Source organism: Glycomyces sp. L485, assembly GCF_022548875.1.
Taxonomy (GTDB): domain Bacteria; phylum Actinomycetota; class Actinomycetes; order Mycobacteriales; family Micromonosporaceae; genus Glycomyces.
Genome location: NZ_JAKZEW010000002.1, coordinates 79597 through 101384, shown reverse-complemented (window position 1 = coordinate 101384; position 21788 = coordinate 79597). Strand labels below are relative to the sequence as shown.

Genomic DNA, 21788 nt, shown 5'->3' with positions numbered 1-21788 from the left:
CCCAATCAACGGAGAGTGACGAACGCTCGCTTCATCGTTCGGTGTGCGTGACCAGGTGCATTGAGCTTCGGTCGGCACCGTTGAGTCCTCTTGCAGTGGCGCTCAGTGTTCGCCGGTCCGGCGTCGGTCGACCTCGGCGGCGGCGGCCAGGAAGTCCTCGTGTCGCCGCTGTGCGTCCTCGGCGTCGGGTGGGTGCCGGGCGTCGCCTGGTTCGCCGGGAAGGCCGCAGCGAGCGCACCAGCGGCGCGGGCCGTCGTCTCGACGGTCGCAGGGGACGTACGGGTCCTGTAGCTCGGCGTCGTCTTCGAAGGCGTGCGGGCGCACGCGAGAGCGACCAGTCATCACCTACCCCCCTCCCCTTGCCGTGGTTGCTGTGTGACTCCGGCATCCCACACTCCAGGCACACCCCGGCAACACCATTGCGGTAGCTAGATCTCGGATCGCGGACGAAGGCGTGCGTCCCGGAGGTGCGCGACGGCCGGTGATCGTCTGAGGGTTCTGAGGGTTCATGAGGAGAAGGGCCGGATGATGATCCGGGCATAGGCGGATGATCATCCGGGCTTTGGCGGACGGTGGTCCGGGCATTGTTCGTATGCCCGGATGATGATCCGGGCATGATGCCCGGATCATCGTCCGGGCATACGAACTCGGGAATTCGGTACGTGGTCTGTCGACCTTTGACGGCATAGAGCGGCTCGCCACGACTGTTCACACCTCGCTGGACGCGTAGTTCCAGCCCGCGCGCAGCAAGTCGCTTCAGAGCCTTGCCGACGCTGTCGGGCTTGAGTCGGCACCACCGCGCGAGCGTCTCCATGCCGGGGTACGCCTCCCTGGTGTTTTCGTTCGCGCAGTCGGCGAGCACCAAGAGCACCACCATCTCGCTTTGACTTAGGTCGGTCGGTGCGTGGTCGCGGACTTCCCGGAACAGGATGTAACCCACTGCCGCCGCCCTATGGCCAGCGCGGGCCGCCGCACGATGGCGGTCCCGCTGCGTCGGCGCGGTTGCCGTCGGCCGCCTCTGCGGCGAGCAGGATCGCGGCAACACGTTCGATGGCGGCGGGATCGGTGATGACCGGGGGAAGCCCTTGCGCAGCTCGTGAGGCGGCTACGCGCTCTTTGATCGTGGGTTCGCAATCGACGCTCATCTGTTTTTTCCTCGGTTCATCTGATCCAATTCGCAAACATGTGGTCTCGCGAGGAATCTACACCGGGGTTGTATGTTCGTCAACAGTGGCTTAAGGTGCCAATATGCAAACAGTCTCAGAATCGCTAGGTGTCAACCTGCTGAAGTGGCGGAAGCGCCGGGAACACACGGTTCGATCGCTGTCGGCCACGCTGTCAGAGATCGGGCATCCGATCCTGCCGTCGGGCATCACCAAGATGGAGGCGGGCACAAGGCGCTGCGACGTCGACGACCTGATGGCCTTGGCTGTAGCGCTCAACGTCTCGCCTATGACGCTGCTGCTGCCTGCCGAGGAGACTGAAGGGGGAGTGTGGCTCACAGAGCACAAGGTGGTGCCGTGGCTGGTGGCTTGGCGCTGGGCTCATGGCGAGACGCCGCTAGCCGGCTACGGCGACCGGTCCCGCGTGCGGCGGTTCATCGCCGACAATCGGCCTTACGAGCTCGACGACCCGGTGGAGGATGCGGTACGGAACCTGACGTGGCGGGAGGCGTGGCCGTTCAACGTCACGATCAGCGTCGACGGAGACGGCCAAGTCGACTACACCTACAGCCGCAAGGGTTCGGACGCCGAGCGAAGTAGGAAAGGCCGGATGGTCGTCCACTTCTACTCCGGCGACGACGAAGTTGACGAAGGTTGGGAAGACGCCGAGTTAGGCCCGCCAGACGATCTCGAACCGGTCGGGGTCCCAGCGCTTGCGAGGGTTCGCCGGATGCACGATGATCCGCTCAACGACAGCGGCGACCACTGCCGTCCGCTGCCCCGTCCCGAGCCCGTCCCACCGCAGCCGTATCTGTCCCGGTGTGACCCCGAGGAATCCGTTCAACGCCCTGGTCTGGGTCGACCTCGCGAGCGTTTCCCGGTCCCGTTCCAACTGCTTGTCCAGTACGTCTTTCGCGGTGCGCCACTCTGAGCGGGTGATCTCGCCCGCGGCCCAATCGGCGGCCAACTCGTCGGCGCGGTCCTCGGCGGTCCGAATGCGCTCGGCGAGGCCATCATTGGGCGCGCCTCGCTGTTGGAGCCGCTCGGCGAGGTTGGGGGAGGCCAGGGCCTCCAGCACCATGTCGCGAATCAGCTCGTCGGTCTTGGCGCCGTTGGTGGCCGTCCCACCGCAGGACTTTCCTCCGGGGAGGTTGGGGCACACGTACCGGGGGGTGCCGCTGCGGGGCCGGTTCGACATCTGGTGACCGCATTTACCGCACCGCAGGATGCCTGACAGCATGTATTTCCTCCCGGTGGGACCGGAGTGCTTCCGCCGCTCTGGGCGCGTGAGTGTGGCTCTGAGGGCGTCTGAGTCCTCGGGTGTGATGATCGCAGGCCACACCGCCTCGGCGACGATCTGGCCGAGGATAGGGCGCGTCCCCTGGTAGGAGTCGCGCGGCTTATGCTCGCGGCGTCCGGAGATCCGGGCCGAGCACAGCACGAGCCGGAGCGTGTGGGGCATGAAGTGGTTCCCGGCGCTGGTCTTGACGTCCCGGGCCTTGAGTTCCCTGCAGATCGACGACAGGGTCTCACCGGTGAGGGCGCGGGCGGCGGCCTCGCGCACGATGGCGGCCTCGTCGTCGTTGATCTCGTCGCGGACGAATCGGCGGGGCCGGTCGGGGTCGGTGGTGTCGTAGATGCGGGTGTATCCGAAGGGCCGGTGGCCGCCGCCGGAGAACTTCCCTGCCTCGGCGCGCTGCTGGTGCTCGCGGCGCTGCCGTTCGGCTTTGTGCTCGCTCTCGTGGCGGGCGGCGGCGCCGAGCATCCGGGCGACCATCCGGCCCGTGGGCGTCGCCAGGTCGATGTCGCCGGCGACGGTGCCGAGTTGCAACCCGAGGCGGTCGGCGAGGTCGATCACGTCCTCGAGTTCGCGAGGTGTGCGGGTGAGCCGGTCGACGTGCCAGCAGACCACGGCGTCGACGGCGCCGGCCTCTGAGTCGGCTATCAGACGTTGCCATGCTGGGCGGGGTGCGCCAGAGTAGGCGGAGGTGTCGTTGTCGACGTAGACCTCGGCGACGGCCCAGCCTTTGCGTTCGCACAGGGCGCGGCAGTCTTCCTCTTGGCGTGCGACGCCGAGGCCGGCGCCGCCGCGGTCCTGGGAGATGCGGACGTAGATTCCCGAGATTGTCATAGACTACATATTGACAGGCCGTTCGGGCCGTGGTTGCAGTAGCCGTTCGGGTTGCGGTGCAGATACTGCTGGTGGTAGTCCTCGGCGAGCCAGTAAGGGCCGGCCGGGACGATCGAGGTCGTGACCGAGCCGAGTCCGGCGTCGCGCACGACCGGCTCGAAGGCCTTCTTCATGGCCTCGGCGATCTCCTTCTGCTCGGGCGTGGTCGTGAAGACGACCGACCGGTACTGCGAGCCGATGTCGTTGCCCTGCCGCATGCCCTGCGTCGGGTCGTGGTTCTCGAAGAACACCTTGAGGAGGGTCTCGTAGGAGACCTGCTCGGGGTCGAAGACGACCCTGACGGCCTCGGCGTGGCCGGTCAGGCCGGTACAGACCTCTTCGTACGTCGGATTCTCCGTGTCGCCTCCCATATAGCCGACCGAGGTCGTCCACACACCCGGCGTCTGCCAGAACAGGCGCTCCGCCCCCCAGAAGCAGCCCATGCCGAAGTAGGCGATCTCGGAGGCGCCCGGGGCCGGGCCCTCGATCGGGTGTTTCAGGACAGGATGTGTCTTGGCCGTCATCGCTCACTCCGTTCGGTGCGCATCACGCAAGCGTGTCTCGGAGGAATAACAATCGACCAGTGTCGCGCATTCCGTTAGCGTATGCGCATGGTTTCACTTATCAGGCAGGTCACGTTCGACTGCGAGAACTCCTACGCGCTCTCGAAGTTCTGGGAGCTGGTCACCGGCTTCTCCGAGCACCCGGAGTACCCGAACAACCCCGAAGACGAGGAGAATCTACTCGTCAACCCCGACGGGGTGGATCTCCTCTTCATCAACGTCCCCGAAGAGAAGAGCGTCAAGAACAGGCTCCACCTCGACCTCGGGCCCGACACCACCCGCGACGAGGAGGTCGAGCGCCTCATCGGCATCGGCGCCGCCCTCGTCGCCGACCATCGCACCGACGACGGCAAGGGCTGGGTCGTCCTGGCCGACCCAGAGGGCAACGAGTTCTGCGTCGAGCGCTCCGAGGCCGAGCGCACCGAGCCTTAGCGACGAACGCGGGCGCCCCGGAACCGGGGCGCCCGCGGCGAAAGTCTGTGCGGGGCTTAGTTCTCGGCCATGGTGTCGAGCTGGCCGTCGCCGGTCGAGTCGACGGCCGCCGCGTCGTACTTGCCGTCGCCGTCGTGGTCCAGCAGCACGTGGTCGATGTTGCCGTCGCCGTCGGAGTCGACGGCCTTCATGTCGGCGGTGCCGTCGTCGTCGATGTCCACGTGATACTCGACCGAGCCGTCTTCGTTGCGGCGCACACCGACCGTCTCTTCGTGGCCGTCGCCAGTGATGTCCATCTTGTGTACTTCGTCGAAGCCCATGAGGCAACCCCTAAGTGAAGCAGGTACGTGTCGCTCGCAGCTTAGCGTGGCTATGCATGGCCACAGGTACTCGCGTCGGTTAGCGTTAGGGCTATGCACGAAGCCCACGGATTCTCCACACGCGCGATCCACGCCGGGCAGGAACCCGACCCGCTCACCGGCGCGGTCGTCCCACCGATCTACGCCACCTCCACCTACAAGCAGGACGGCGTCGGGGGCCTGCGAGGCGGCTACGAGTACTCGCGCTCAGGCAATCCCACCCGCACCGCACTGGAGACCTGCCTGGCCTCCATCGAAGGCGGCGCCCGCGGCTTCGCCTTCGCCTCGGGCCTCGCCGCCGAGGACACCGTGCTGCGCGCGCTCCTGAAACCCGGCGACCACGTCATCATCCCCAACGACGCCTACGGCGGCACGTTCCGCCTGTTCGACAAGGTCGCCGCCCGCTGGGGCCTGCGCTACACCGCCGCGCCCATCACCGACCTGGACGCGGTCGCCCAGAGCCTGGATCAAGGCACGCGGATGATCTGGGTCGAGACGCCCACGAACCCGCTGCTCAATATCGCCGACATCGCCGAACTCGCCGCGCTCGCGCACCAGAACGACGCGATCCTCGTCGTCGACAACACCTTCGCCAGCCCCTACCTCCAGCAGCCGCTCGCGCTCGGCGCCGACGTCGTCGTCCACTCGACCACGAAATACCTCGGCGGACACTCCGACGTGGTCGGCGGGGCCGTCGTCGTCGACGACGAGGTGCTGGCCGAGCCGATCGCGTTCCACCACAACTCGATGGGTGCCGTCGCCGGCCCCTTCGACGCCTGGCTTACGCTGCGCGGCATCAAAACTCTCGCCGCCCGCATGGACCGGCACTGCGACAACGCCGAGGCGATCGCGGAGTTCCTCGCCGGCCACGACGCCGTCGCCGAAGTCCGCTACCCCGGCCTGTCCACCCACCCCGGGCACGACGTCGCCGGCAAGCAGATGAAACGCTACGGCGGCATGATCTCGTTCCGCCACAAGCACGGCGAGGAGGCGGCAGTCGAGATGTGCTCGCGCACCGAGGTGTTCACGCTCGGCGAGTCCCTCGGCGGCGTCGAGTCGCTCATCGAGCACCCCGGCCGCATGACCCACGCCTCCGTCGCGGGCTCGGCGCTCGAAGTGCCCTCCGACCTCGTCCGGCTGTCGGTCGGCATCGAGGATCCGGGCGACCTCCTGGCCGACCTGCGCCAGGCACTCGGGAGCTGACCCCGGCAATGACACCCCATCCCCATACGAAAGGACGAGAGTCGTGAGCTGGTCGGGAACTACCGCGCAGCAGATAGCCAAGGCGGTCAGGCGAGGTGACGCCGACGCCGCCATCGTCGTCGACCACCACCTCCGCCACATCGAGGAGCACCGCGAGGCCGCCGACGCGCTCACCTCCGTCCGCAAGATCGAATCGCTCGCCGAGGCCGCCGCCGTCGACGAGATCGACGACCGCTCGGCCCTGCCGGCCGCGGGCGTCCCCGTCGCCGTGTGCGAGCAACTGCCGGTCACCGGCCACGCTCCCCGCCTCGGCTCGAACGCCACGTTCCTCCCGATCGCCGAGAGCGACCACCGGGCGGTGCAGCGCATCAGGGGCGCCGGAGCGGTCGTGGTCGGCTTCGGCCGCTCGTCCGAACTGGGACTGTGGCCCGCCACCGACGACGACGGCAACGTGCCGGGCAACCCGTGGCGGCCCGACCGCGGCATAGGCGGTCCCTCAGGCGGCGCCGCGCTCGCGGTCGCGACAGGCGCGGCCCCGATCGGCATCGGCATCGACGGCCCCGGCTCGGCCGGCGGCGTCCGCACCGCCGCCGCGGCCTGCGGCGTCGTCGCCTACAGCCCCGAGCACGTCCCAGCCGACCTCAACTCCGACCCCGAGCACTGGCTCAACGGCCACGTCGGAGTCCTCGCCACCACCGTCGACGACGCGGCCCTGGCATACGCGGCGCTGACGCACCGGTCCCCGCGCAGCACCGGCGACCCCGGCCGCCTGCGGATCGCGGCGGCCAACACCACGCCGCTGCCCGCGAGGGTCGACGACGAAGCCACGAAGTCGCTGCTCCAGGCCGTGCGGTGCATGACCGACCTGGGACACGACACGTTCAGGGCGCGGCCGAAGTTCGGTCCCCGCCTGACCGCCGCCTCCTCGGGGGCATGGTCGTGCGCGGCCTACCTCAGGAGCCTCAAGTGCGGGCCCGACGGTCTCCAGCGGCGCACCCGCCGCCTGGTCGCCCTCGGCGAGAAGACGTACCTGAAGGGCCTGTTCGGCCCGATCCTCGGCGACGGCAACCGGATCCGCCGCCACCTAGAGGACTGGTTCGACTTCGGCGACTACGACCTGCTCGTCACCCCCGGCATGCCCGGCCCGCCTCCGGCGGCGCAGGGCTGGTCGACGCAGACGCTGCGCTCCAACGTGACCCACCTGGCCGGCGCCGCCGCGTTCACCGCGCCGTTCGGCCTGGCCGGACTCCCGGCGCTGGTGGTCCCGGTGGGCATGCGCGGCGACGGCGTCCCCGCGACGGTCCAGCTCGTGGGCCCGCCCGGCTCCACCGGCAGGCTCTTCGACGTCGCGGCGCAGCTCATCGCCAAACTGCGGCCCCGCCGCTACGCCCCGGGCCTCACCTGGGACTGACGCGAACCGACGTGATTCAGCCGTCCTTGTCGCGACGGCCGATGGCGATGACCAGAACGACGAGCCGGCCGTCCTCGATCTTGTAGAAGATGCGCCGATCGCCGACGCGGATGCGCCATCGGTCCGAGCTGCCCTTGAGCTGCGAGACCTGATGAGTGGCGCTCTGAACGCGAAGGAATGGGAGCCCTCGGAGTGGGCGGGCCCCTTGTTCGTCGGCGAGGCGATCACCGACGACATCGACCGATGACACTCTGATCCGAGGCGAACACCGGAGTGGTCCACGCGCGAAGCGTGGGCCACGCCGGTCACGTCCGTAGGGCATGCGCACGGGCCGCCGACCACCGAGATTCGTCGCCGCGCTCAACCGTCGCACGTTGAGAAATAGCGTTGTTTGTGCTAATTCTGACATTTCACGCGAACTGAAGCCTACGATCAAGACATGTGGACAGTTCTATGGATCCTGATCATTATCTGGGCTGTGCTGGCGATCGTCGGCTTCGCCCTTGAGGGCCTGCTCTGGCTGGCCGTCATCGCCATCGTGCTCTTCATCGGCACCATCGTCTTCGGGTTCATCAGGCGCCGGGTCGGCCGTAGGTAGGCGCCGCATCATGCCGGACACCCGGACGGATCGAAGATCGGCCACGATGACTTCGCAAATGAGGAAATAGGCGGGCCCGCCCGCGGTGCTCCTCGTCCGCCGACGGCGACTGGACGATGGTCAAACGCTGAGGAAGTCGATGATCCTCCGGTTGACGAAGTCGGCTTGCTCGGTGGAGATCAGGTGCTGGGCTCCCTCGACCTCGACCACCTCCGTCAGGGCGATCTCCGAGGCGATGGCCTCGGCGTCCGAAGCGGTCGTGACCTCGTCCAGCGTGCCGTACATGACCAGCGCACCGGTGTCGATCGGGCTGAGCCGGCCGCGCAGGTCGTACTTCGCGATCGCGTCGCAGCAGGACGCGTAGCCCTCCGCGTCGCAGGCGGCGAAGTGCTCGCGGAACTCGGCGACGACCTCCGGGTGCTCGGCGTGGAATCCCGGGGTGAACCAACGGTTCATCGTCGCGTCGGCGATGGATCCGCAGCCCTCGGCCTTGACCTTCGCCGTCCGCTCGTGCCACGACTCGACGGTGCCGAGCTTCGGGGCCGTGCTCAGGAGCACCAGCCGCCCGACCCGGCCGGGGTGGCGCAGCGCCGTCGTCATCGCGATCGCCCCGCCGAGCGAGATCCCGACCAGGTGTGCCCGCTCGATGCCGAGTCCAACGAGCAGATCAGCGACATCGTCGGCGAAGTCGTCCATGCTCCACTCCCCCGGCTCGGCGTGGGTCGCCCCATGCCCGCGGGTGTCGAACCGCACCACCCGGAACCGCTCCGTCAGCGGTCCGACCTGCGGTTTCCACATATCCAGCGTCCCGCCCAGCGAGTTGATCAACACCACGGGATCGCCCGTCCCATCGACCAGATGGTAAGGAATCATGCAACGTCCCCCAGACATTCCACATCAATCGAACTTCACCGTAGACGAGCCGGAACCCCGCCAGAACCTCACCGAACCAACGTGACCGCCGTCTCCAGCCCCTCCCTGGGTAGCGGCCTGAACCCTGTGTAAACTGGTCCCGGTTCCAAGGTCTGAAACCTGGGATCCAAACCGCAAGGGGCTTTGGCGCAGTTGGTAGCGCGTTTCCATGGCATGGAAAAGGTCAGGGGTTCGAATCCCCTAAGCTCCACCACGGCGGTCAGACTTGAACTCTGACCCTTCTGAATATCGTCCGCGGCACCGGCCTTAGGGCAGGTGCCGTTTTCGCGTTCCTGGTCCCGATACGCCAGCTGGGGCGCGATGCTGGCGGTCGTGGCGCTCCCGCTGGTGGTGGGTCGCTGGTCCGCATCGGTATCGACGTGGAGCCGGGTGAAGCAGATCGAGTTGAGTGTCTGCCGGTCTTCCTCGACCAGCGACTCGTACAGCCCGAAGACCGCAGACGAACCTGGCACCACGAAGCGAAGCAGTCCTCAGCCGAACAAAGCCGCTAGATTAAGCACATGAGCGGCCAACGGGTTGATGACCGCTCATTCGTGTTTTGAGGGCTCGGTCGGTCGTGCACCACGTTCGCAGGCCCTGCCTCCTCCGGCCCCCTCCCAAGGTCCGTCCGGTGCATCTCTCCCGGCGACGACGTCAGCATGGCCGGCCAGCGACGGAGCCATCTGAACCCGGCACCGCCGCGGCGTCCCTCACCTGCGTCAGTGGTCGAGTTCGAGGTGGAGCTTGAGCAGGTCCATTCCGTAGTCGTTGCCGTTCGGGGTGCGGATCAGGGTGTGGATCTGGTTCTGGCTCGGGCCGTCGCCGTCGCAGGCGGCGGCCCCTGGCAGTCGCACTGGATGAGCACGACCGGGTTTTGGACTCGGTAGTAGTAGACCGCGTCCTCACCGTAGGTGCCGATCGTCGCCGAGCTGCGTGAGAACGATGTCGTGCCGTCGACGATTGCCGAGGTCGCGGTGTATATCCAGGGCCAGCCGATAGCAGACGTTCGACTCTCGATCCCAGTTGATGAAGGGCGTAGCCGAAGCTGTCGGGAGTGATCGTCTACCCATACTCCGAACTTCCCAACCGCTTCACGCGCGAGTGCGGACCGGCGGGGCGATCTCCGGTCGCAGGCGATCCTTGAGAAGAACTCGGCTACTGCAAGGCTCGGACATATGCTGAACGGGTAGTCGTCATGAGGAGGCGGTCACCGATGCCACCGCATTGCGATTCGATGGACGGCCCGGTCGCGACCGCCGCTCGGCGCGCCCTCGAAGAATCGAATGTCGCCCTGGCCCTCCCGTTCGTCCCCGAGTCCGCCGAGGCGGAGGTGCGGGCGACCTTCCACAAGGCTCAGCGCGCTCGCGAGTCGGGCCCCGAAGCCCGCGAGGTCGCCGACCGGTACTTCCTCGAGACGGTGGTACGCCTACATCGGGAGGGTGAGGGCGCGCCGTACACGGGCCTCAAGCCCGCCGGGCTTGACATCGGTCCGGTGATCCCTCTGGCGGAGAAGGCCATCGAGTCCGGGTCGATCGCCGATCTCTACTCGTTCCTTTCGGCGGGGCTGCGCGCGGAGCTCGAGAACCGGCTGCGCCGAGTCGGGGAGCTGCGAGCCGAGGCCGACTCCTCGGTCCCCGCGGCAAGAAGGTACGTCGAGGCGATGCTCGACTTCGAGGTGTTCGCCCATCGACTGCACAAGTCGATGCTGAGCACCCATCACTGAGGTGCGGTCGCGAACGCGGTTGACAACGCCGTTGAACTTCGGGTTGAAACATGGGGGAGGTGCTGGGCCGTGTTCAACTGGGACCTCAGATCCTGGTAGACGGCCTAGAATGCGGGAGTGCTCCCCGAACGCGACAAAGACTCAGAGTATTCCGTCCGCTACGGTTTCTTGCTCCACGACCTGTGGCGGTATCCCCTGCTAAGCCTATTCGCAGCTACGGGTGTCACATTGTTGCTAGTGGATATGTCCTCTGAGTACCGGAGGCTGCCTCGCTCACTCCAGCAGGCCATCGGGCTCGTTGCCCTGGTCATGTTCAGCGTGATACTCATGGTCAGGCTTGCCATGGGACTATTTCGACCTCTTGCGCTCCGGGCGGATCGCTCAGGCCTGACGATCCAGCCGTTCGGCCTGCTTTCCGGGTACATGACAATTCCCTGGAGGGAGGTCGCCTCGATCACGGTCCGCACCGATGCCACGAAGGCTTCCAACCAATGGCTCGTTGTGAAACGGGCTGCGAAGTCTCGTCCGCTACGACGCCGTCTTCCGTTCACCGCGTTGCACGGTATGGCGGCCAGCCAGATCCACGCCTGCGATCCGCGGTACGACGTGGCCGTGCCGGTGGATTTCTGGTGGAGACTAGACCGAGAGCACCTCGCCGCGGCAGTCGAAACCTTTGCTCCACGCCGAATACCGCTCAACTTGGATTGACCGGTACTACAGCCGCATTTCAGCCTGAGACCTCTTGGTGCCGGTCTCAGATGGCGAGGTAGTGCGTTGGTGGAACCACTGGGATCGGCTCTGGTGGCGTCTGGTTCACCATGACCAGTGTCAGCGGCGGGATCGCCGTGGTTGGGGCGGAAGCGGCAGGGTCCGAGGCTGCGGATCTCGAACACTGATGTCTACGGCCCAACATGCTCCCTCGAGTGGTTGGGCGCCTACCTCGAAGGACAAATATGACAGTCCTCACAAGAGTGCTACTTCTTCCCTACACTCCCCCAAGCCGAACGTATGGAGCTATGGGCTACTTGACCAGCGACGACGGTCGAGCTTTTGCGACTTGAACCAGCCCGTAGCGTGCTTGCGCGAGTATCGGGTGGCTGATATTTTCATTGTGGCAAACGTTAGCATTACCGACAAAAGCACTCCAAGTATCGAATCCGTAATAGGAAGGATTTCGATGGTTTCCCCCCCATCACCCCATCACCCCATCACCCATCAACCATCAACAAACCTATCGCATGCACTCGGCAGGGTCGCAGTCCTTGTGATTCCGGTGGTCAGCCTGGTGTTCGGCCTAGTGCCGGCGGCGTCAGCGCAAGCTTCAACGAGCAGCGAGGTGGAGTACTCAGGAGGAGAGATCCTGAGCCGCATTGCGAGTTCCGCTAGCTCTCAGGAGTTCGCCACTGAGTACCTCGAGTCGAATGCACGCTCTGGCGTGCTCACTGACGCTTCCGCGGTGAACGTCGCCACACTTCCCGATCCTACGGTTCCTGAAGGCACCATTGATGTGGTCTGGCCGTCGGACCTTGAACCCACAGGTCTGTTCCTTGGTCGTGAAGATGCCAGCGAAGGCGGAGAGGTCGATGCCGCGACCGCCGTTGGACTCACTGTCCAGGAAGTACCGAGCACGAGCAAGCCCTCGATCGTTGAATCTGGCAGCGGGTTCGGTTCAGTCCAGAGCGCGACGGGTGCCTATCTGTACAGCAGTGGCTCCGCAACCATCCACTTCACGCCGGCGGTTGAGCATGGCGCGAAGGGTGATCACATCATGAACACGCTATACCAGAAATACGCCGTCTCTGGCACCGACCGGTGGTTCTACAACCGCTACTCGAACTTCCGGACCAGGACAAATCTCACGACATTCTTCAGGGAATTCACGATTCGATCGCGCCCCTGGAACGAGAACAACAGCAACTTCTTTAGTGTATTGGGGCATGCACCGACTCAATACAATCAGCACTGTAACGGCGCGAACGCTGAACTCGGAGCGGGTGGAGCTTCAATTAGCTTCCCCATCACTCAATGCGATTCAGTGACGCCAATTCTGATCGGTTCCGACTTCCATTTCGGAGCCAAGTTCAAAGGTAATGCAAAGCAGTCGTACATGGGAATCGACGCCGCTATGTCACTCCGCGCCGCCAACAACTCGGTCGTTCCGTCGTTCGCAGACTACAACTGGGTAGAAGCCCGCGAATGTACGGACAAGTACTGTAGCGCAAAGGTCCACTCACAATGGGATAGCGGCTGGTAGCTATGCCACACGGTAACTATTCTAAGGGTGGGCCCTTCGGGGCCCGCCCCCTCCTTCTGCTAATCGCTTTCCTAATTGTGGTCTTGATAGGCGTGGGACTCCTATTGGACAGCAACGAGGAGCCTGCTGTCGAAGTACACCCGGATACTCTCAATGACCTCTGCCTTGATCCTCCGGCTCGGGAGGTGTGTCAAGCTATTTCAGTTGACGGTAGGGAATGGCGCTATTCACTTATACGGTCCCGTCAAGCAACTTCTAAAACAGTGATATACGACCCCGGAGGCCCTGGGGTTTCAGCGCTTTCAGGCTCATTTCAGTTGGCCGGCACTCAACAATCCCTCCCAGAGAGCTACAATCTTCTGGTGCTTGAAGAGCCGTGGGTCGCGTCTGAGGTGACCGATCAATGTAGTAGTGCGATGGCCGAGTATTATCGGAACCTCCGAAATGGCAGCGCACAAGCCGAGGTTGGCGTCGATGGAGTCCTAGAGTCATGTGAACTCAGTGGCTCGCACTACGGATTTACAGCTGATACTTACACCACACTGGTCGCCAACATCGCGTCCGAAGAGCAAATTGAGGTCACCGGCTTTATAGGGCATTCGTTTGGCGCTGCTAGGCTCGCTTACCTCCAGACCGGTCTCCCGACAGTGCATCCTGAGTGGGCTGTGCTCACACGACCGTTTCCAGTGGGCGCGGGGATAGATGAAGTCATAGATGCTCGCCTAGGCCTACTTCAAGACCTTCAGGCGGGTGAAATTCACTGGGAAGACCAGTCCATATCTAGTCGATCGTTGCCAGTGACTCAATTTGACGCAGTCTCGGCGATAATTTCCACCGGATACGTCGAGAGTGCGGAAGTCAACGAGATACTCGACGCCGTCCAGAACGACTCTGATCCCGAGCTCATTGGAAAGTTGTCAGACCAGCTGTGGATGAGATACGGGGTAGACTCGCTGTCGCCAGGGATGCTGGCCTATTGGGAGGAGTTGTGTGGTGTTGCGGGAGCAAACTCGCCCATTGATGACGGTCGTGGCCTTCGCCAGATCCTTCAATCCAATGCCGCACCGTGCGAAAGTGAGAGAATCAACCTCACGATCGACACGTCGATTACACCTACATGCATGACTGGTAGCTCCGCGGACTCAGTCACACCGATCTCGTTGGTCCACGAGTACGTCGATGCCACGTATTTTGTGGAAGTTGAGGAGCAATCACATAGTGATATTGGCGGATGGGAGGAGTGTTGGGAGCATGTCGCGACCTAGGGTATACCTTGTAGTGCTCATTGCAATTGCGGTATTGTTGGCTAGTATCGTAGCGACAGGCTCGTTCCTGCCTGTCGAGAGGTTTATTCTCAAGGCAGATCAGGACGATATTGAGTTCGCAACTGTGGACCAGTTTCGAGATTCCGGTGAGTCCGAAGATCTCGCCATTGAGTTGCTTCGGACGTTGGATAGCCTTGGGATGCAGTATGACCTCGAGGCATTCCGCGCCGCGGAGCTCAGGGCAGATGGAAGCGAGCATCATCGGCTGATAATGATCTGGCCAACGATCTTGAGTCCTACTAGCGTAACCGCTGAATGGAAAGTAGGTGCAGGGGCCGGTTCGGACTCGCTGGATATATCTGTTTCGCGCTCTGGAGATTCGGATTCGAACACTTGCATGGCAGCTTGGTATTCGGCGGTGTATGCGACTGATCAAATGCACAGGGTTATTAGTTGTACTACCCAGATAGTAGATGACGGTGCGGTCGCGGTAGTCCGAGAGGCGTCCGTTCGAGAGGCCGTTAAAACTGTCGAGGGCCAGGTGCTTACGACTGATTTTGAAATAGCAACGGTCTCCGCTGACAGTAGAGATACTGGGCTGTGGGGACCGAATTATGGTCCAGGCGAGCAGCGGAACATGCAAGCAAATATTAATGAGTCTGGGGAGTGTGCTTCCGGGGCCACATCATTCATATACCCCACCTTGCCTGAAGCGCCGAGTTCGGAACGATTGTTGGTTCCTGCTGCAAGATGCGTGGTAGTTGCTGACTCATTTGGAGTAGGTGACGGCTTCACCCCAGGTATGGTCGCAAAATCACAGCCTATGTGGTCGCTGCCGCAGGAGTGGCTTGCCGTTGGTGGCGCATTCAACTACACGGGTAATCCTGGACAATATCCGATCTGGTACGACTCACTGAGCGTTGCGCACTCCAGATGCCTGCTTCCTCTCAACGCGATGTGTTGAGTAGACCGACGAAGCTCGGTTCTGGGTGGACGGTTCTACCGTCCGCGCGGTCGATGCCCGCTTGCATCGTTCCCTATTTGTTTGCTCTGCAGGTCAGATCCGGGTGGCGAGCGAAGTGCAGGACAGGATCGATCTCTACCAGCTGGCCAACGTCCTGTTGGACTGCTGTGGGCAATGAGGCCTGCTCCACGTGGACACTTCGGTCGAGCTCCGGCCCGACACCGAATCGTTATCGTGTCGCGTCTCATGAAGATCTCGCCGAACCTCTTGTCTCGCAGGAGAAACCCGAGGCCAACGCCAGATGTGGGCCAGTCTCCGGTCTGGTGCGACCAGCGCGGGGTCGTTAATGTGTTGCATACAGCATCAACGCGTCAATCCCTTGAGAAGCAGATGGAGCTTCACAATGATGAGAAAAGCTCTGAAAGGGTCGCTGGCCGTTGCCGCGAGTCTCGCACTCGTCCTCGGAGTCGACGGCGCTGCGCTCGCGCAGGACGAACCCGCCGAGGACATCGCCTCAGGCACCATGTCAGGCGGGCCGGGCCTCGACCTCAACGGCCAGTTGGACGGCGAGGACAAGCCGGCCAACGCCTACATGCACCAACTGGTCGTGGACAACTGGCCCTACACCGTCTATGGCGTCCAGGTCGATGTGGAACCCCAGAAGCTGGACACCTATCAGGAGCGCGCCTGGGAGGACGTCCCGGTCGAGGACCTGCCGCTCGTGCTCGGCGTCCTTGCGAACGGCTACAACGGCGACTGGGCGGCGGATGTGCTCGATGCCGCTGGCGTGCTCGGCTCCTTCGTCCCCTCCGACGAGATCAGCATCGAAGAAGTCGCCTACGCCGGCACCCAGGCCGCCATCTGGCACCTGGCCGACGGTTGGGAGATCGACGCCGAGGACCCGACCGACGACGGGGATGACGTCGACCGGTGGGTCATCGCCATCATGGCCTACCTGCTCGACAACGCCGAGCCGATCGAAGAACCGAACCCTGATCCGCACTTTGCGATCGACAATGCCGCAGCCGTCACCGAGGGCGCCAAGGTCGGTCCGTTCACCGTCTCGACCAATTTCAGTCCGGTCAGCCTCACCCAGCCCCCGGTCAGTCTCTCCCAGCCCGAAGGCGCGACGCTCGTCAACCTGAACGGCCACGCCATCGACCGCTTCGAGGACGGCCAGTCCGTCTGGGTGGAGTTCGATGGAGAGGAGACCGGCCCGGTTACCGTCATCGCCGAAACGGCCACCTGGATCGCGCCCGTCGGGCGCACCTTCGTCCCCGTTGGCGGCGCGGATGCCGAGGGCCAGACCCTGATCCTCGCCTCGCAGATCAGCAACAGGGTCGCCACGGAGATCGAGTTCGCGAGCCCCGATGAGGCCGCCTCCCCGGCTTCGGAAGCGACGCTCCCCGTCACCGGTTCTACCCTGACCATGGTCGTCGGCATCGCCGCTGTGCTGCTCGCCGGCGGCGTTCTGCTGGTGCTCAAGCGCCGCCGCGCCGCCACCGCCGGCGGAGACTGGGGCGAGAACGACAAGTAGTCGCTCAGCGCCAGGGTTCGAATCAGGTGCTTCGGCCGGACGGTCGAGGCGGGGTGAGGCCACTTCGGTCAGGCCGAGGCCAGTTGCCCGGCGAGAAGGGCGACGCCCATGACGGCGACGAACCAGCCGAACGCGCGGCGCAGGGCGGCCGGGTCCATTCGGCCGACGAGGGTTCCGCCGATGAGGCTGCCGACGATCGCCAGCGCGGTCATGGACAGAGTGAGCGGCCAGTCGATCGTGGTCGAGTGGAGGTATCCGGCCAGGCCCGCGAAGGACTTGGCGACGATGACCAGCAGGGACGTGCCGACTGCGGCCTGCATGCTGAGGCCGCCGAGGATCACCAGGGCGGGGACGACGAGGAATCCGCCGCCCGCGCCTACCAGGCCGGTGAACAGGCCGACCGTTGCTCCCTCGGCGAGGATCTTGAGGACCGGTCTGCGGCGGGGCGCGGTCTCTGACTCGCATTTCTTGCAGCGCCGGATCATCGCGACCGCGGTCAGCACCATCATCAGCGCGAATCCGGTGAGCAGCAACGCCCCGGGCAGGTATTCGGCGATCCTGCCTCCGGCGTATGCCCCGGCCATGCCCGCGGAGCCGAAGATGACGCCAGTGCGCCACTGCACCCGGCCCGCGTGGGCGTGCGAGCCCATCGCGATCAGGGAGGTGGCGCCGACGATGAACAGCGACATGGCGATCGCGGCCTTCGGTTCGATCCCGGCGAGGTAGACGAGGACCGGGACGGTGAGGATCGACCCGCCGCCGCCGAGCAGGCCCAGGAGCAGGCCGATGGCGATGGCGGCGGCGAGGGTCGCCGCGAGTGCGGCTGTCACCGGGCCGTTCCCGCGAGACGGCGGAGTGAGTCCTCGATGGGCGGGGCGCCGTCGCGGTTGTACGGGAGCTGTGCGAGCAGCATGCCCATGAGGCAGGAGTTGCTGAGCGCGGCGAAGGTGAGGCCGGCGCCGACGATCCCGGCGAGGACCAGCGCCGGTGCCCACAGCAGGCTCGTCAGGACGGAGGTCAGGACGAGGCTCCCTGCGGCGAGCCGGACCTGACGTTCGAGTTCCCATCGTCTGGGTCCGTTGACGACCGGCCCGTTCGCGGCTGTCCAGGCGAGCATGCCGCCGTCGAGGATCGCGGTGTCGGCGAGTCCGGCGGCGGCGAGTTTGGCCTGGCATTGGGCGGCCCGGCGGCCGCTCTGGCACACCAGGATCATGCGTCCGCCCGCGTCGGCGACGATGCGTCGCAGGTGCGGGTCCACTTGGTCGAGCGGGAGGTTGATCGCTCCCGGGAGGTGCGCGCTCTGGAATTCGCCGGGGGTGCGGACGTCGACGACGAGGGTGTCGGGTGCGGTTTCGATCAGCTCGCGGGCGGACCGCGGGTCGATGGTGGTCACTGGGCTCCTTCGAGTGTGGCGGCGAGCTGGGCGATGCCGGCTCCGGTGAGGACGACGGGTGTGAAGCCGTTGCGGTGCAGGAGGCTCGCGGCGATGAGGGCGCGGCGCCCCGAACCGCAGGCGATGTGGACGGGCTTGGCGGGGTCGAGTTCGGGCGCGATGCCGCTCGAGAACAGGTCGGGCAGGAACTGCTGGACTGCGCCGGGCACGCTGACCGCTTCGCGCTCTGAGGGCATGCGCACGTCGAGCAGCTGCGCGTTCGGGTCGCGCAGGCGCTCGAGGAAGTCGTCGAGTTCGAGCAGCTCGAACGAGGCGGCGGCGGCGGCCTCGCCGGGGTCGGTGATGACGCCCGCGACGGTGTCGACGCCGATCTGGGCGAGCTGGGTGACCGCCTCGGTCACGTCCTGGTCCAGTTCGGCGACCAGTACCAGTGGCGCGTCGCGGGGCGTGAGCCAGCCGGTCCACGATCCGAAGTCGTCGGCCAGCTCGATCAGCGTGGCGCCGGGCAGGAAGCCGCGGGAGGCGGCGATACGGGGGCGCAAGTCGACGACGACGGTGTCCTCCGGGAGTTCGTCCAGATCGGATGGTGTGAGCGGCGGCGGGGCGATCGGGGGCATCGGCGGGACGCCGAGCGTGTTGGCCGGACCCATGTGCTGGTAGAAGGCCGGGATCGGGGCAGGGGCGGCCATGAGCCGCTCGGCGAACTCGTCGACGCCGGGGACGGCGAGCAGTGGGTTCGTCTCGCGCTCGTCGCCGATGGTCGAGGTGGTGCGCAGCGCGCCGGTGGTGGTGCAGAACGAGCCCGCGCCGTGCGTCGGCAGGAGGGCCACCTCCGGCGGCAGGTCGGCGAGGCGGTGGAGCGATCCGTGCTGGAGCCGGGCAAGGGTCCCGGCGCGCTCGGGACCGAGCAGGTCGGGGCGGCCGGCCGCGGCCACCAGGAGGCTGCCGCCGGAGAACACGGCCTGCGGCTCCCCGTCGATGAGCACCAGGTAGCTGGTGTGCTCGGGCGTGTGGCCCGGAGTGTGGATCGGGCGGAGGCTCAAGCCCTTGTCGCCCTTGATGTCCTCGAGGTGGAACGCGGGCGTGTGCCGGTAGGCCGGAGCCGCGGCTGCCGGGATCACGAGCTCGGCGCCGGAGCGCAGCGCGGCCTGCTCGCCTCCGGAGACGTAGTCGTTGTGAAGGTGCGTCTCCAGGACGAACCGCAGGTCGACATCGCGCCGGGCCGCCTCGGCGAGGAAGCGGTCGATGTCGCGCTGGGCGTCGACGAGGACGCCCAGCCCGTCGTGCACGAGCAGGTAGCTGGTGTCTCCGAGCCCTGGGGTCGGGAACGAGATGATCTCCATGGTTGCCTCCAAGATCGGACAATACCCCTGGGGGTATATTTCGGGCGCACTGCGGCGCGGATCTGCAATGAATCAGGCGGCGTAGCGGCCGAGCGCGAGCGTGCCCCCGGCGTGGTGCCAAGCGGCGGTGCCACCTGCGACCGAGACGGCGTCGCGGCCGGCGCGGCGCAGCATCTCGGCGGCGACCTTGCTGCGGTTGCCACTGGCGCAAACGACATGGACACGCCCGGGCGGGACGCGGTCGAGCTGCGCCGCGAGCCGGTGGAGCGGGATCGACACCGCGCCGGGGACGTGACCGGCGGTGTACTCGACCTCCTCCCGGACGTCGACGACGGTCTCGCCGCGTTGGTGCGCGGCCCGGAAGGCGTGCAATGGTTCTTCGTTCGGCATGGATTTCCCCTCTATACCCCATGGGGTATTTTTCATCGAAAGAAATGTGCCCGGCGCCCGCCCGCCGGGCATGAGGTCTCAGGCCAGGGCCATGAAGAGCTTCTCGAGCTCTTCCTCGGTCAGCGGTTCCTCCTCGCCGCGTTCGGCGGCGTGACGGCATTCACGCATGCCGGAGGCGATGAGCTTGAAGCCCGCCCGGTCGATCGCCTGGGCCTACCGGGACGCCATGTGGTCCGGGGTGATCGCCGGGATCGATCCCGACCCCGCCAACGCCGACCTGATCCGCCGATGGTGCGTCGACTACTGGAACGACCTGCATCCGTATTCGATGGGCGGCTCCTACGTCAACTTCCTCGGCGCACAAGAGGGTCCTGAGCGTGTCCGGTCCACCTACCGCGGCCACCACGATCGGCTGGCAGCGATCAAGCACGACTACGACCCGGACAACTTCTTCCACGCCAACCAGAACATCCCGCCGGTGGCCGGCTGAGGCGCAAGGACCAGTCCGAGCGAGACGAGTGGCTCGGCTCCGGTGCGGGTGAAGTGTCAGGCGCGTTCGCCGGCGGCCGCGGCGATCCCGAGCCCGATCGTCGAGGTCCCGCAGACGGGGCCGAGCCCTCGCCAAACGCGCGGAGAGCCGAGCATCTCCCGAGCGGAGGCGGCAGGAGACTCCAACCGATGTCGGGGCCGAAGACCGACGGCCGGCCGGTACTGAACACCAATGAGAGACGGGACATGACCCTGTGGACCATTCGTGCGGTACACATCGGAATCCATGGTGCACACCGAGTATGCAAACCTGGTAGTTTCTTGTCCAAGGAGGTCAAGTACTCTCCGGCCCCGCACAGCGCGAAACTGATCGATGGAGGAGCCGTCATCGAACCTCCCTCGGCATCCGAGAAGCAGGCTCCGAAGGACCGCATCAGACTCGCGACTGAATCTCCCCTGGTCAACGTGCCCAACACGATCACCATCGTGCGCACGGTCGCCGCGATGATCTTGGCCGTACTGGCGGTCACCGAAGCCGGCGTCGCACTGGCCGTGGCCGCCTACGTGGTCTATTGGATCGGCGACATCCTGGACGGCCTGTTCGCGCGCCTGCTCGACCAGGAGACCCGAGCCGGCGCAGTGCTGGACATCGTCGCCGATCGAGGCTGCACTTCGATGTGCGCGGCGGCGCTGCTGGTACTGCGCCCGGACATGGCGCTGCCGCTGGCGATCTTCCTGGTCCAGTTCATGGTGCTCGACTGCATGCTCAGCCTCGCCTTCCTGTACTGGCCCGTGGTGAGCCCCAACTACTTCTATGAGATCCATCGCGGCGTGCACCGGTGGAACTGGTCGCCGCCGGCCAAGGCGCTGAACACCGGTGGCCTGGTGGTCCTGGTGCTGCTCTCTCCCTCGCCACTCTGGCCCGCGGCGTTCGCCCTAGCGGTCGCATGCGTCAAGGCCGCATCGCTGGTGGTCGTCGGACGTCTGCGTTCGGCCCGGTTGCAGGCCCCGTGATCGCCGCCTATCTCCTCACCTGCCTCACCGGACTGGTATCGGCGTTCCTGCCGGTGACGCCCGTCGAGCCGTATCTGATCGGGCTGGCAGCCACCACCGGACACGGCCCCGTGGGGCTGGGCATCGCCGCGGCGCTGGGCCAGACCGCCGGCAAGACCGTCTTCTTCCTCGGCACCCGCGGTGCCCTGCGGTCGACTCGGCTTCGGCAGTGGGCCCATGCCGCCGGCCGCCGCCGCCACCGGGAACCGGCCGGTCGGATCGAGGACTCCTCCGGTGAACCGCAGGATCCGGTGAGTACCCGATCCAGGACGGCGGCCGGCGCACGGTGGCGAGGCCTGGCCGAGCCGATCGGCGCCGCCGCCGGAAAACTCACGGCCCTGCTCGACCGGCCCGCCCTGACCGTGCCGATCCTGTTCCTCAGCGCGGTGACGGGGCTACCTCCATTGCTGGCGACCTGCATCTACACCGCCTACACCCGGATCAGCGCGCCTGCGTTCGTCCTCGTCTGCCTACTTGGACGGTCGATCAGGTTCATCGCCGTCGCCCTCGCCCCGCACCTCCTGATGGGGTGATGCGGCGACTCCGACCGGGCTCGACGGCCATGT

General features: G+C 65.6%; 24 protein-coding genes, 1 tRNA gene and 1 pseudogene. 14 read left to right on the top strand and 12 right to left on the bottom strand.

Annotated elements, in window-relative coordinates:
* Positions 1 to 102 precede the first annotated feature (102 nt).
* The 4 genes from L0U85_RS01785 to msrA form a co-directional block, all read right to left on the bottom strand.
* The gene (locus L0U85_RS01785; RefSeq protein ID WP_241375898.1) at positions 103 to 342 is read right to left on the bottom strand and encodes a hypothetical protein; all 240 of its coding nucleotides are present in this window, start codon (positions 340 to 342) and stop codon (positions 103 to 105) included.
* Positions 343 to 950: 608 nt separating this feature from the next.
* Positions 951 to 1145 carry a hypothetical protein gene (locus L0U85_RS01780; protein ID WP_241375897.1) on the bottom strand — a complete coding sequence of 65 codons (195 nt, stop codon included), beginning with the start codon at positions 1143 to 1145 and terminating at the stop codon, positions 951 to 953.
* A 688-nt stretch (positions 1146 to 1833) separates the two neighbouring features.
* Positions 1834 to 3294: a recombinase family protein gene (locus tag L0U85_RS01775; protein ID WP_241375896.1), complete on the bottom strand. Its 1461-nt coding sequence runs from the start codon at positions 3292 to 3294 to the stop codon at positions 1834 to 1836.
* A complete protein-coding gene (gene msrA, locus L0U85_RS01770) occupies positions 3291 to 3857 on the bottom strand; it encodes a peptide-methionine (S)-S-oxide reductase MsrA (RefSeq protein WP_241375895.1) in 567 nt (188 codons plus the stop codon). The genes L0U85_RS01775 and msrA overlap by 4 nt, the downstream gene beginning before the upstream one ends.
* Positions 3858 to 3944: 87 nt before the next feature.
* Here msrA and L0U85_RS01765 point away from each other — a divergent pair, with 87 nt between their 5' ends.
* The gene (locus L0U85_RS01765; protein WP_241375894.1) at positions 3945 to 4328 is read left to right on the top strand and encodes a VOC family protein; all 384 of its coding nucleotides are present in this window, start codon (positions 3945 to 3947) and stop codon (positions 4326 to 4328) included.
* A gap of 56 nt (positions 4329 to 4384) precedes the next feature.
* Here L0U85_RS01765 and L0U85_RS01760 read toward each other — a convergent pair whose 3' ends face one another.
* Entirely contained in the window at positions 4385 to 4648 is a 264-nt protein-coding gene (locus L0U85_RS01760) for a hypothetical protein (protein WP_241375893.1), read from the bottom strand.
* A 93-nt stretch (positions 4649 to 4741) separates the two neighbouring features.
* Here L0U85_RS01760 and L0U85_RS01755 point away from each other — a divergent pair, with 93 nt between their 5' ends.
* Together L0U85_RS01755 and L0U85_RS01750 are read left to right on the top strand one after the other, a co-directional pair.
* On the top strand, positions 4742 to 5890 hold the full coding sequence (locus L0U85_RS01755; RefSeq protein ID WP_241375892.1) for a cystathionine gamma-synthase: 1149 nt from the start codon (positions 4742 to 4744) through the stop codon (positions 5888 to 5890).
* A gap of 43 nt (positions 5891 to 5933) precedes the next feature.
* Entirely contained in the window at positions 5934 to 7301 is a 1368-nt protein-coding gene (locus tag L0U85_RS01750; protein WP_241375891.1) for an amidase family protein, read from the top strand.
* A gap of 16 nt (positions 7302 to 7317) precedes the next feature.
* Here L0U85_RS01750 and L0U85_RS01745 read toward each other — a convergent pair whose 3' ends face one another.
* A complete protein-coding gene (locus L0U85_RS01745) occupies positions 7318 to 7551 on the bottom strand; it encodes a type II toxin-antitoxin system RelE/ParE family toxin (protein WP_241375890.1) in 234 nt (77 codons plus the stop codon).
* 189 nt (positions 7552 to 7740) lie between these two features.
* On the opposite strand from L0U85_RS01745, the gene L0U85_RS01740 reads away from it, so the two are divergent.
* Complete coding sequence (locus L0U85_RS01740) at positions 7741 to 7899, top strand: DUF2207 domain-containing protein (protein ID WP_241375889.1); 159 nt, start codon at positions 7741 to 7743, stop codon at positions 7897 to 7899.
* 120 nt (positions 7900 to 8019) lie between these two features.
* On the opposite strand, the gene L0U85_RS01735 is transcribed toward L0U85_RS01740, so the two are convergent.
* Positions 8020 to 8772 carry an alpha/beta fold hydrolase gene (locus L0U85_RS01735; RefSeq protein ID WP_241375888.1) on the bottom strand — a complete coding sequence of 251 codons (753 nt, stop codon included), beginning with the start codon at positions 8770 to 8772 and terminating at the stop codon, positions 8020 to 8022.
* Positions 8773 to 8949: 177 nt separating this feature from the next.
* On the opposite strand from L0U85_RS01735, the gene L0U85_RS01730 reads away from it, so the two are divergent.
* A tRNA-Ala gene (locus L0U85_RS01730) sits at positions 8950 to 9025 on the top strand.
* Positions 9026 to 9530: 505 nt separating this feature from the next.
* Here the strand turns inward: L0U85_RS01730 and L0U85_RS01725 are convergent.
* Entirely contained in the window at positions 9531 to 9665 is a 135-nt protein-coding gene (locus tag L0U85_RS01725; protein ID WP_241375887.1) for a DUF3500 domain-containing protein, read from the bottom strand.
* Between the two features lie 359 nt (positions 9666 to 10024).
* On the opposite strand from L0U85_RS01725, the gene L0U85_RS01720 reads away from it, so the two are divergent.
* From L0U85_RS01720 to L0U85_RS01695, 6 genes are all read left to right on the top strand, one after another.
* Positions 10025 to 10534, top strand: a complete 510-nt coding sequence (locus tag L0U85_RS01720) for a DUF6448 family protein (protein ID WP_241375886.1) — start codon at positions 10025 to 10027, stop codon at positions 10532 to 10534.
* Positions 10535 to 10651: 117 nt separating this feature from the next.
* Entirely contained in the window at positions 10652 to 11242 is a 591-nt protein-coding gene (locus L0U85_RS01715; protein WP_241375885.1) for a hypothetical protein, read from the top strand.
* A gap of 349 nt (positions 11243 to 11591) precedes the next feature.
* On the top strand, positions 11592 to 12788 hold the full coding sequence (locus L0U85_RS01710; RefSeq protein ID WP_241375884.1) for a hypothetical protein: 1197 nt from the start codon (positions 11592 to 11594) through the stop codon (positions 12786 to 12788).
* Between the two features lie 104 nt (positions 12789 to 12892).
* Positions 12893 to 14053, top strand: coding sequence for a hypothetical protein (locus L0U85_RS01705; protein ID WP_241375883.1), 1161 nt, complete (start codon positions 12893 to 12895; stop codon positions 14051 to 14053).
* A complete protein-coding gene (locus tag L0U85_RS01700) occupies positions 14040 to 15017 on the top strand; it encodes a hypothetical protein (RefSeq protein WP_241375882.1) in 978 nt (325 codons plus the stop codon). The genes L0U85_RS01705 and L0U85_RS01700 overlap by 14 nt, the downstream gene beginning before the upstream one ends.
* Positions 15018 to 15423: 406 nt before the next feature.
* Positions 15424 to 16554, top strand: coding sequence for a thioester domain-containing protein (locus tag L0U85_RS01695; protein ID WP_241375881.1), 1131 nt, complete (start codon positions 15424 to 15426; stop codon positions 16552 to 16554).
* Positions 16555 to 16622: 68 nt separating this feature from the next.
* Here L0U85_RS01695 and L0U85_RS01690 read toward each other — a convergent pair whose 3' ends face one another.
* From L0U85_RS01690 to L0U85_RS01675, 4 genes are all read right to left on the bottom strand, one after another.
* Positions 16623 to 17384, bottom strand: a complete 762-nt coding sequence (locus L0U85_RS01690) for a sulfite exporter TauE/SafE family protein (protein ID WP_241375880.1) — start codon at positions 17382 to 17384, stop codon at positions 16623 to 16625.
* Positions 17381 to 17947 (bottom strand): rhodanese-like domain-containing protein, encoded by a 567-nt coding sequence (locus L0U85_RS01685; RefSeq protein ID WP_241375879.1) that lies wholly within the window; start codon positions 17945 to 17947, stop codon positions 17381 to 17383. The genes L0U85_RS01690 and L0U85_RS01685 overlap by 4 nt, the downstream gene beginning before the upstream one ends.
* Positions 17944 to 19290: an MBL fold metallo-hydrolase gene (locus L0U85_RS01680; RefSeq protein WP_241375878.1), complete on the bottom strand. Its 1347-nt coding sequence runs from the start codon at positions 19288 to 19290 to the stop codon at positions 17944 to 17946. The genes L0U85_RS01685 and L0U85_RS01680 overlap by 4 nt, the downstream gene beginning before the upstream one ends.
* A 72-nt stretch (positions 19291 to 19362) precedes the next feature.
* On the bottom strand, positions 19363 to 19680 hold the full coding sequence (locus L0U85_RS01675; protein ID WP_241375877.1) for a rhodanese-like domain-containing protein: 318 nt from the start codon (positions 19678 to 19680) through the stop codon (positions 19363 to 19365).
* 205 nt (positions 19681 to 19885) lie between these two features.
* Here L0U85_RS01675 and L0U85_RS01670 point away from each other — a divergent pair.
* The 3 genes and pseudogenes from L0U85_RS01670 to L0U85_RS01660 all read left to right on the top strand — a co-directional run.
* Positions 19886 to 20170, top strand: a pseudogene (locus tag L0U85_RS01670) (BBE domain-containing protein); the annotation flags it as partial.
* A gap of 464 nt (positions 20171 to 20634) precedes the next feature.
* Positions 20635 to 21183 (top strand): CDP-alcohol phosphatidyltransferase family protein, encoded by a 549-nt coding sequence (locus L0U85_RS01665; RefSeq protein WP_241375875.1) that lies wholly within the window; start codon positions 20635 to 20637, stop codon positions 21181 to 21183.
* Positions 21180 to 21755, top strand: a complete 576-nt coding sequence (locus L0U85_RS01660) for a hypothetical protein (RefSeq protein WP_241375874.1) — start codon at positions 21180 to 21182, stop codon at positions 21753 to 21755. Before L0U85_RS01665 ends, L0U85_RS01660 begins: the two co-directional genes overlap by 4 nt.
* Positions 21756 to 21788: the final 33 nt, after the last annotated feature.

Excerpts from the sequence above, each read along its gene's own strand:
- L0U85_RS01760 (WP_241375893.1), bottom strand. The coding sequence starts at position 4,648 with ATGGGCTTCGACGAAGTACACAAGATGGACATCACTGGCGACGGCCAC.
- L0U85_RS01720 (WP_241375886.1), top strand. The coding sequence starts at position 10,025 with ATGCCACCGCATTGCGATTCGATGGACGGCCCGGTCGCGACCGCCGCT.
- L0U85_RS01780 (WP_241375897.1), bottom strand. The coding sequence starts at position 1,145 with ATGAGCGTCGATTGCGAACCCACGATCAAAGAGCGCGTAGCCGCCTCA.
- L0U85_RS01735 (WP_241375888.1), bottom strand. The coding sequence starts at position 8,772 with ATGATTCCTTACCATCTGGTCGATGGGACGGGCGATCCCGTGGTGTTG.
- L0U85_RS01775 (WP_241375896.1), bottom strand. The coding sequence starts at position 3,294 with ATGACAATCTCGGGAATCTACGTCCGCATCTCCCAGGACCGCGGCGGC.
- L0U85_RS01700 (WP_241375882.1), top strand. The coding sequence starts at position 14,040 with ATGTCGCGACCTAGGGTATACCTTGTAGTGCTCATTGCAATTGCGGTA.
- L0U85_RS01755 (WP_241375892.1), top strand. The coding sequence starts at position 4,742 with ATGCACGAAGCCCACGGATTCTCCACACGCGCGATCCACGCCGGGCAG.
- L0U85_RS01675 (WP_241375877.1), bottom strand. The coding sequence starts at position 19,680 with ATGCCGAACGAAGAACCATTGCACGCCTTCCGGGCCGCGCACCAACGC.
- L0U85_RS01695 (WP_241375881.1), top strand. The coding sequence starts at position 15,424 with ATGAGAAAAGCTCTGAAAGGGTCGCTGGCCGTTGCCGCGAGTCTCGCA.
- L0U85_RS01680 (WP_241375878.1), bottom strand. The coding sequence starts at position 19,290 with ATGGAGATCATCTCGTTCCCGACCCCAGGGCTCGGAGACACCAGCTAC.
- L0U85_RS01765 (WP_241375894.1), top strand. The coding sequence starts at position 3,945 with ATGGTTTCACTTATCAGGCAGGTCACGTTCGACTGCGAGAACTCCTAC.
- L0U85_RS01740 (WP_241375889.1), top strand. The coding sequence starts at position 7,741 with ATGTGGACAGTTCTATGGATCCTGATCATTATCTGGGCTGTGCTGGCG.
- L0U85_RS01785 (WP_241375898.1), bottom strand. The coding sequence starts at position 342 with ATGACTGGTCGCTCTCGCGTGCGCCCGCACGCCTTCGAAGACGACGCC.
- msrA (WP_241375895.1), bottom strand. The coding sequence starts at position 3,857 with ATGACGGCCAAGACACATCCTGTCCTGAAACACCCGATCGAGGGCCCG.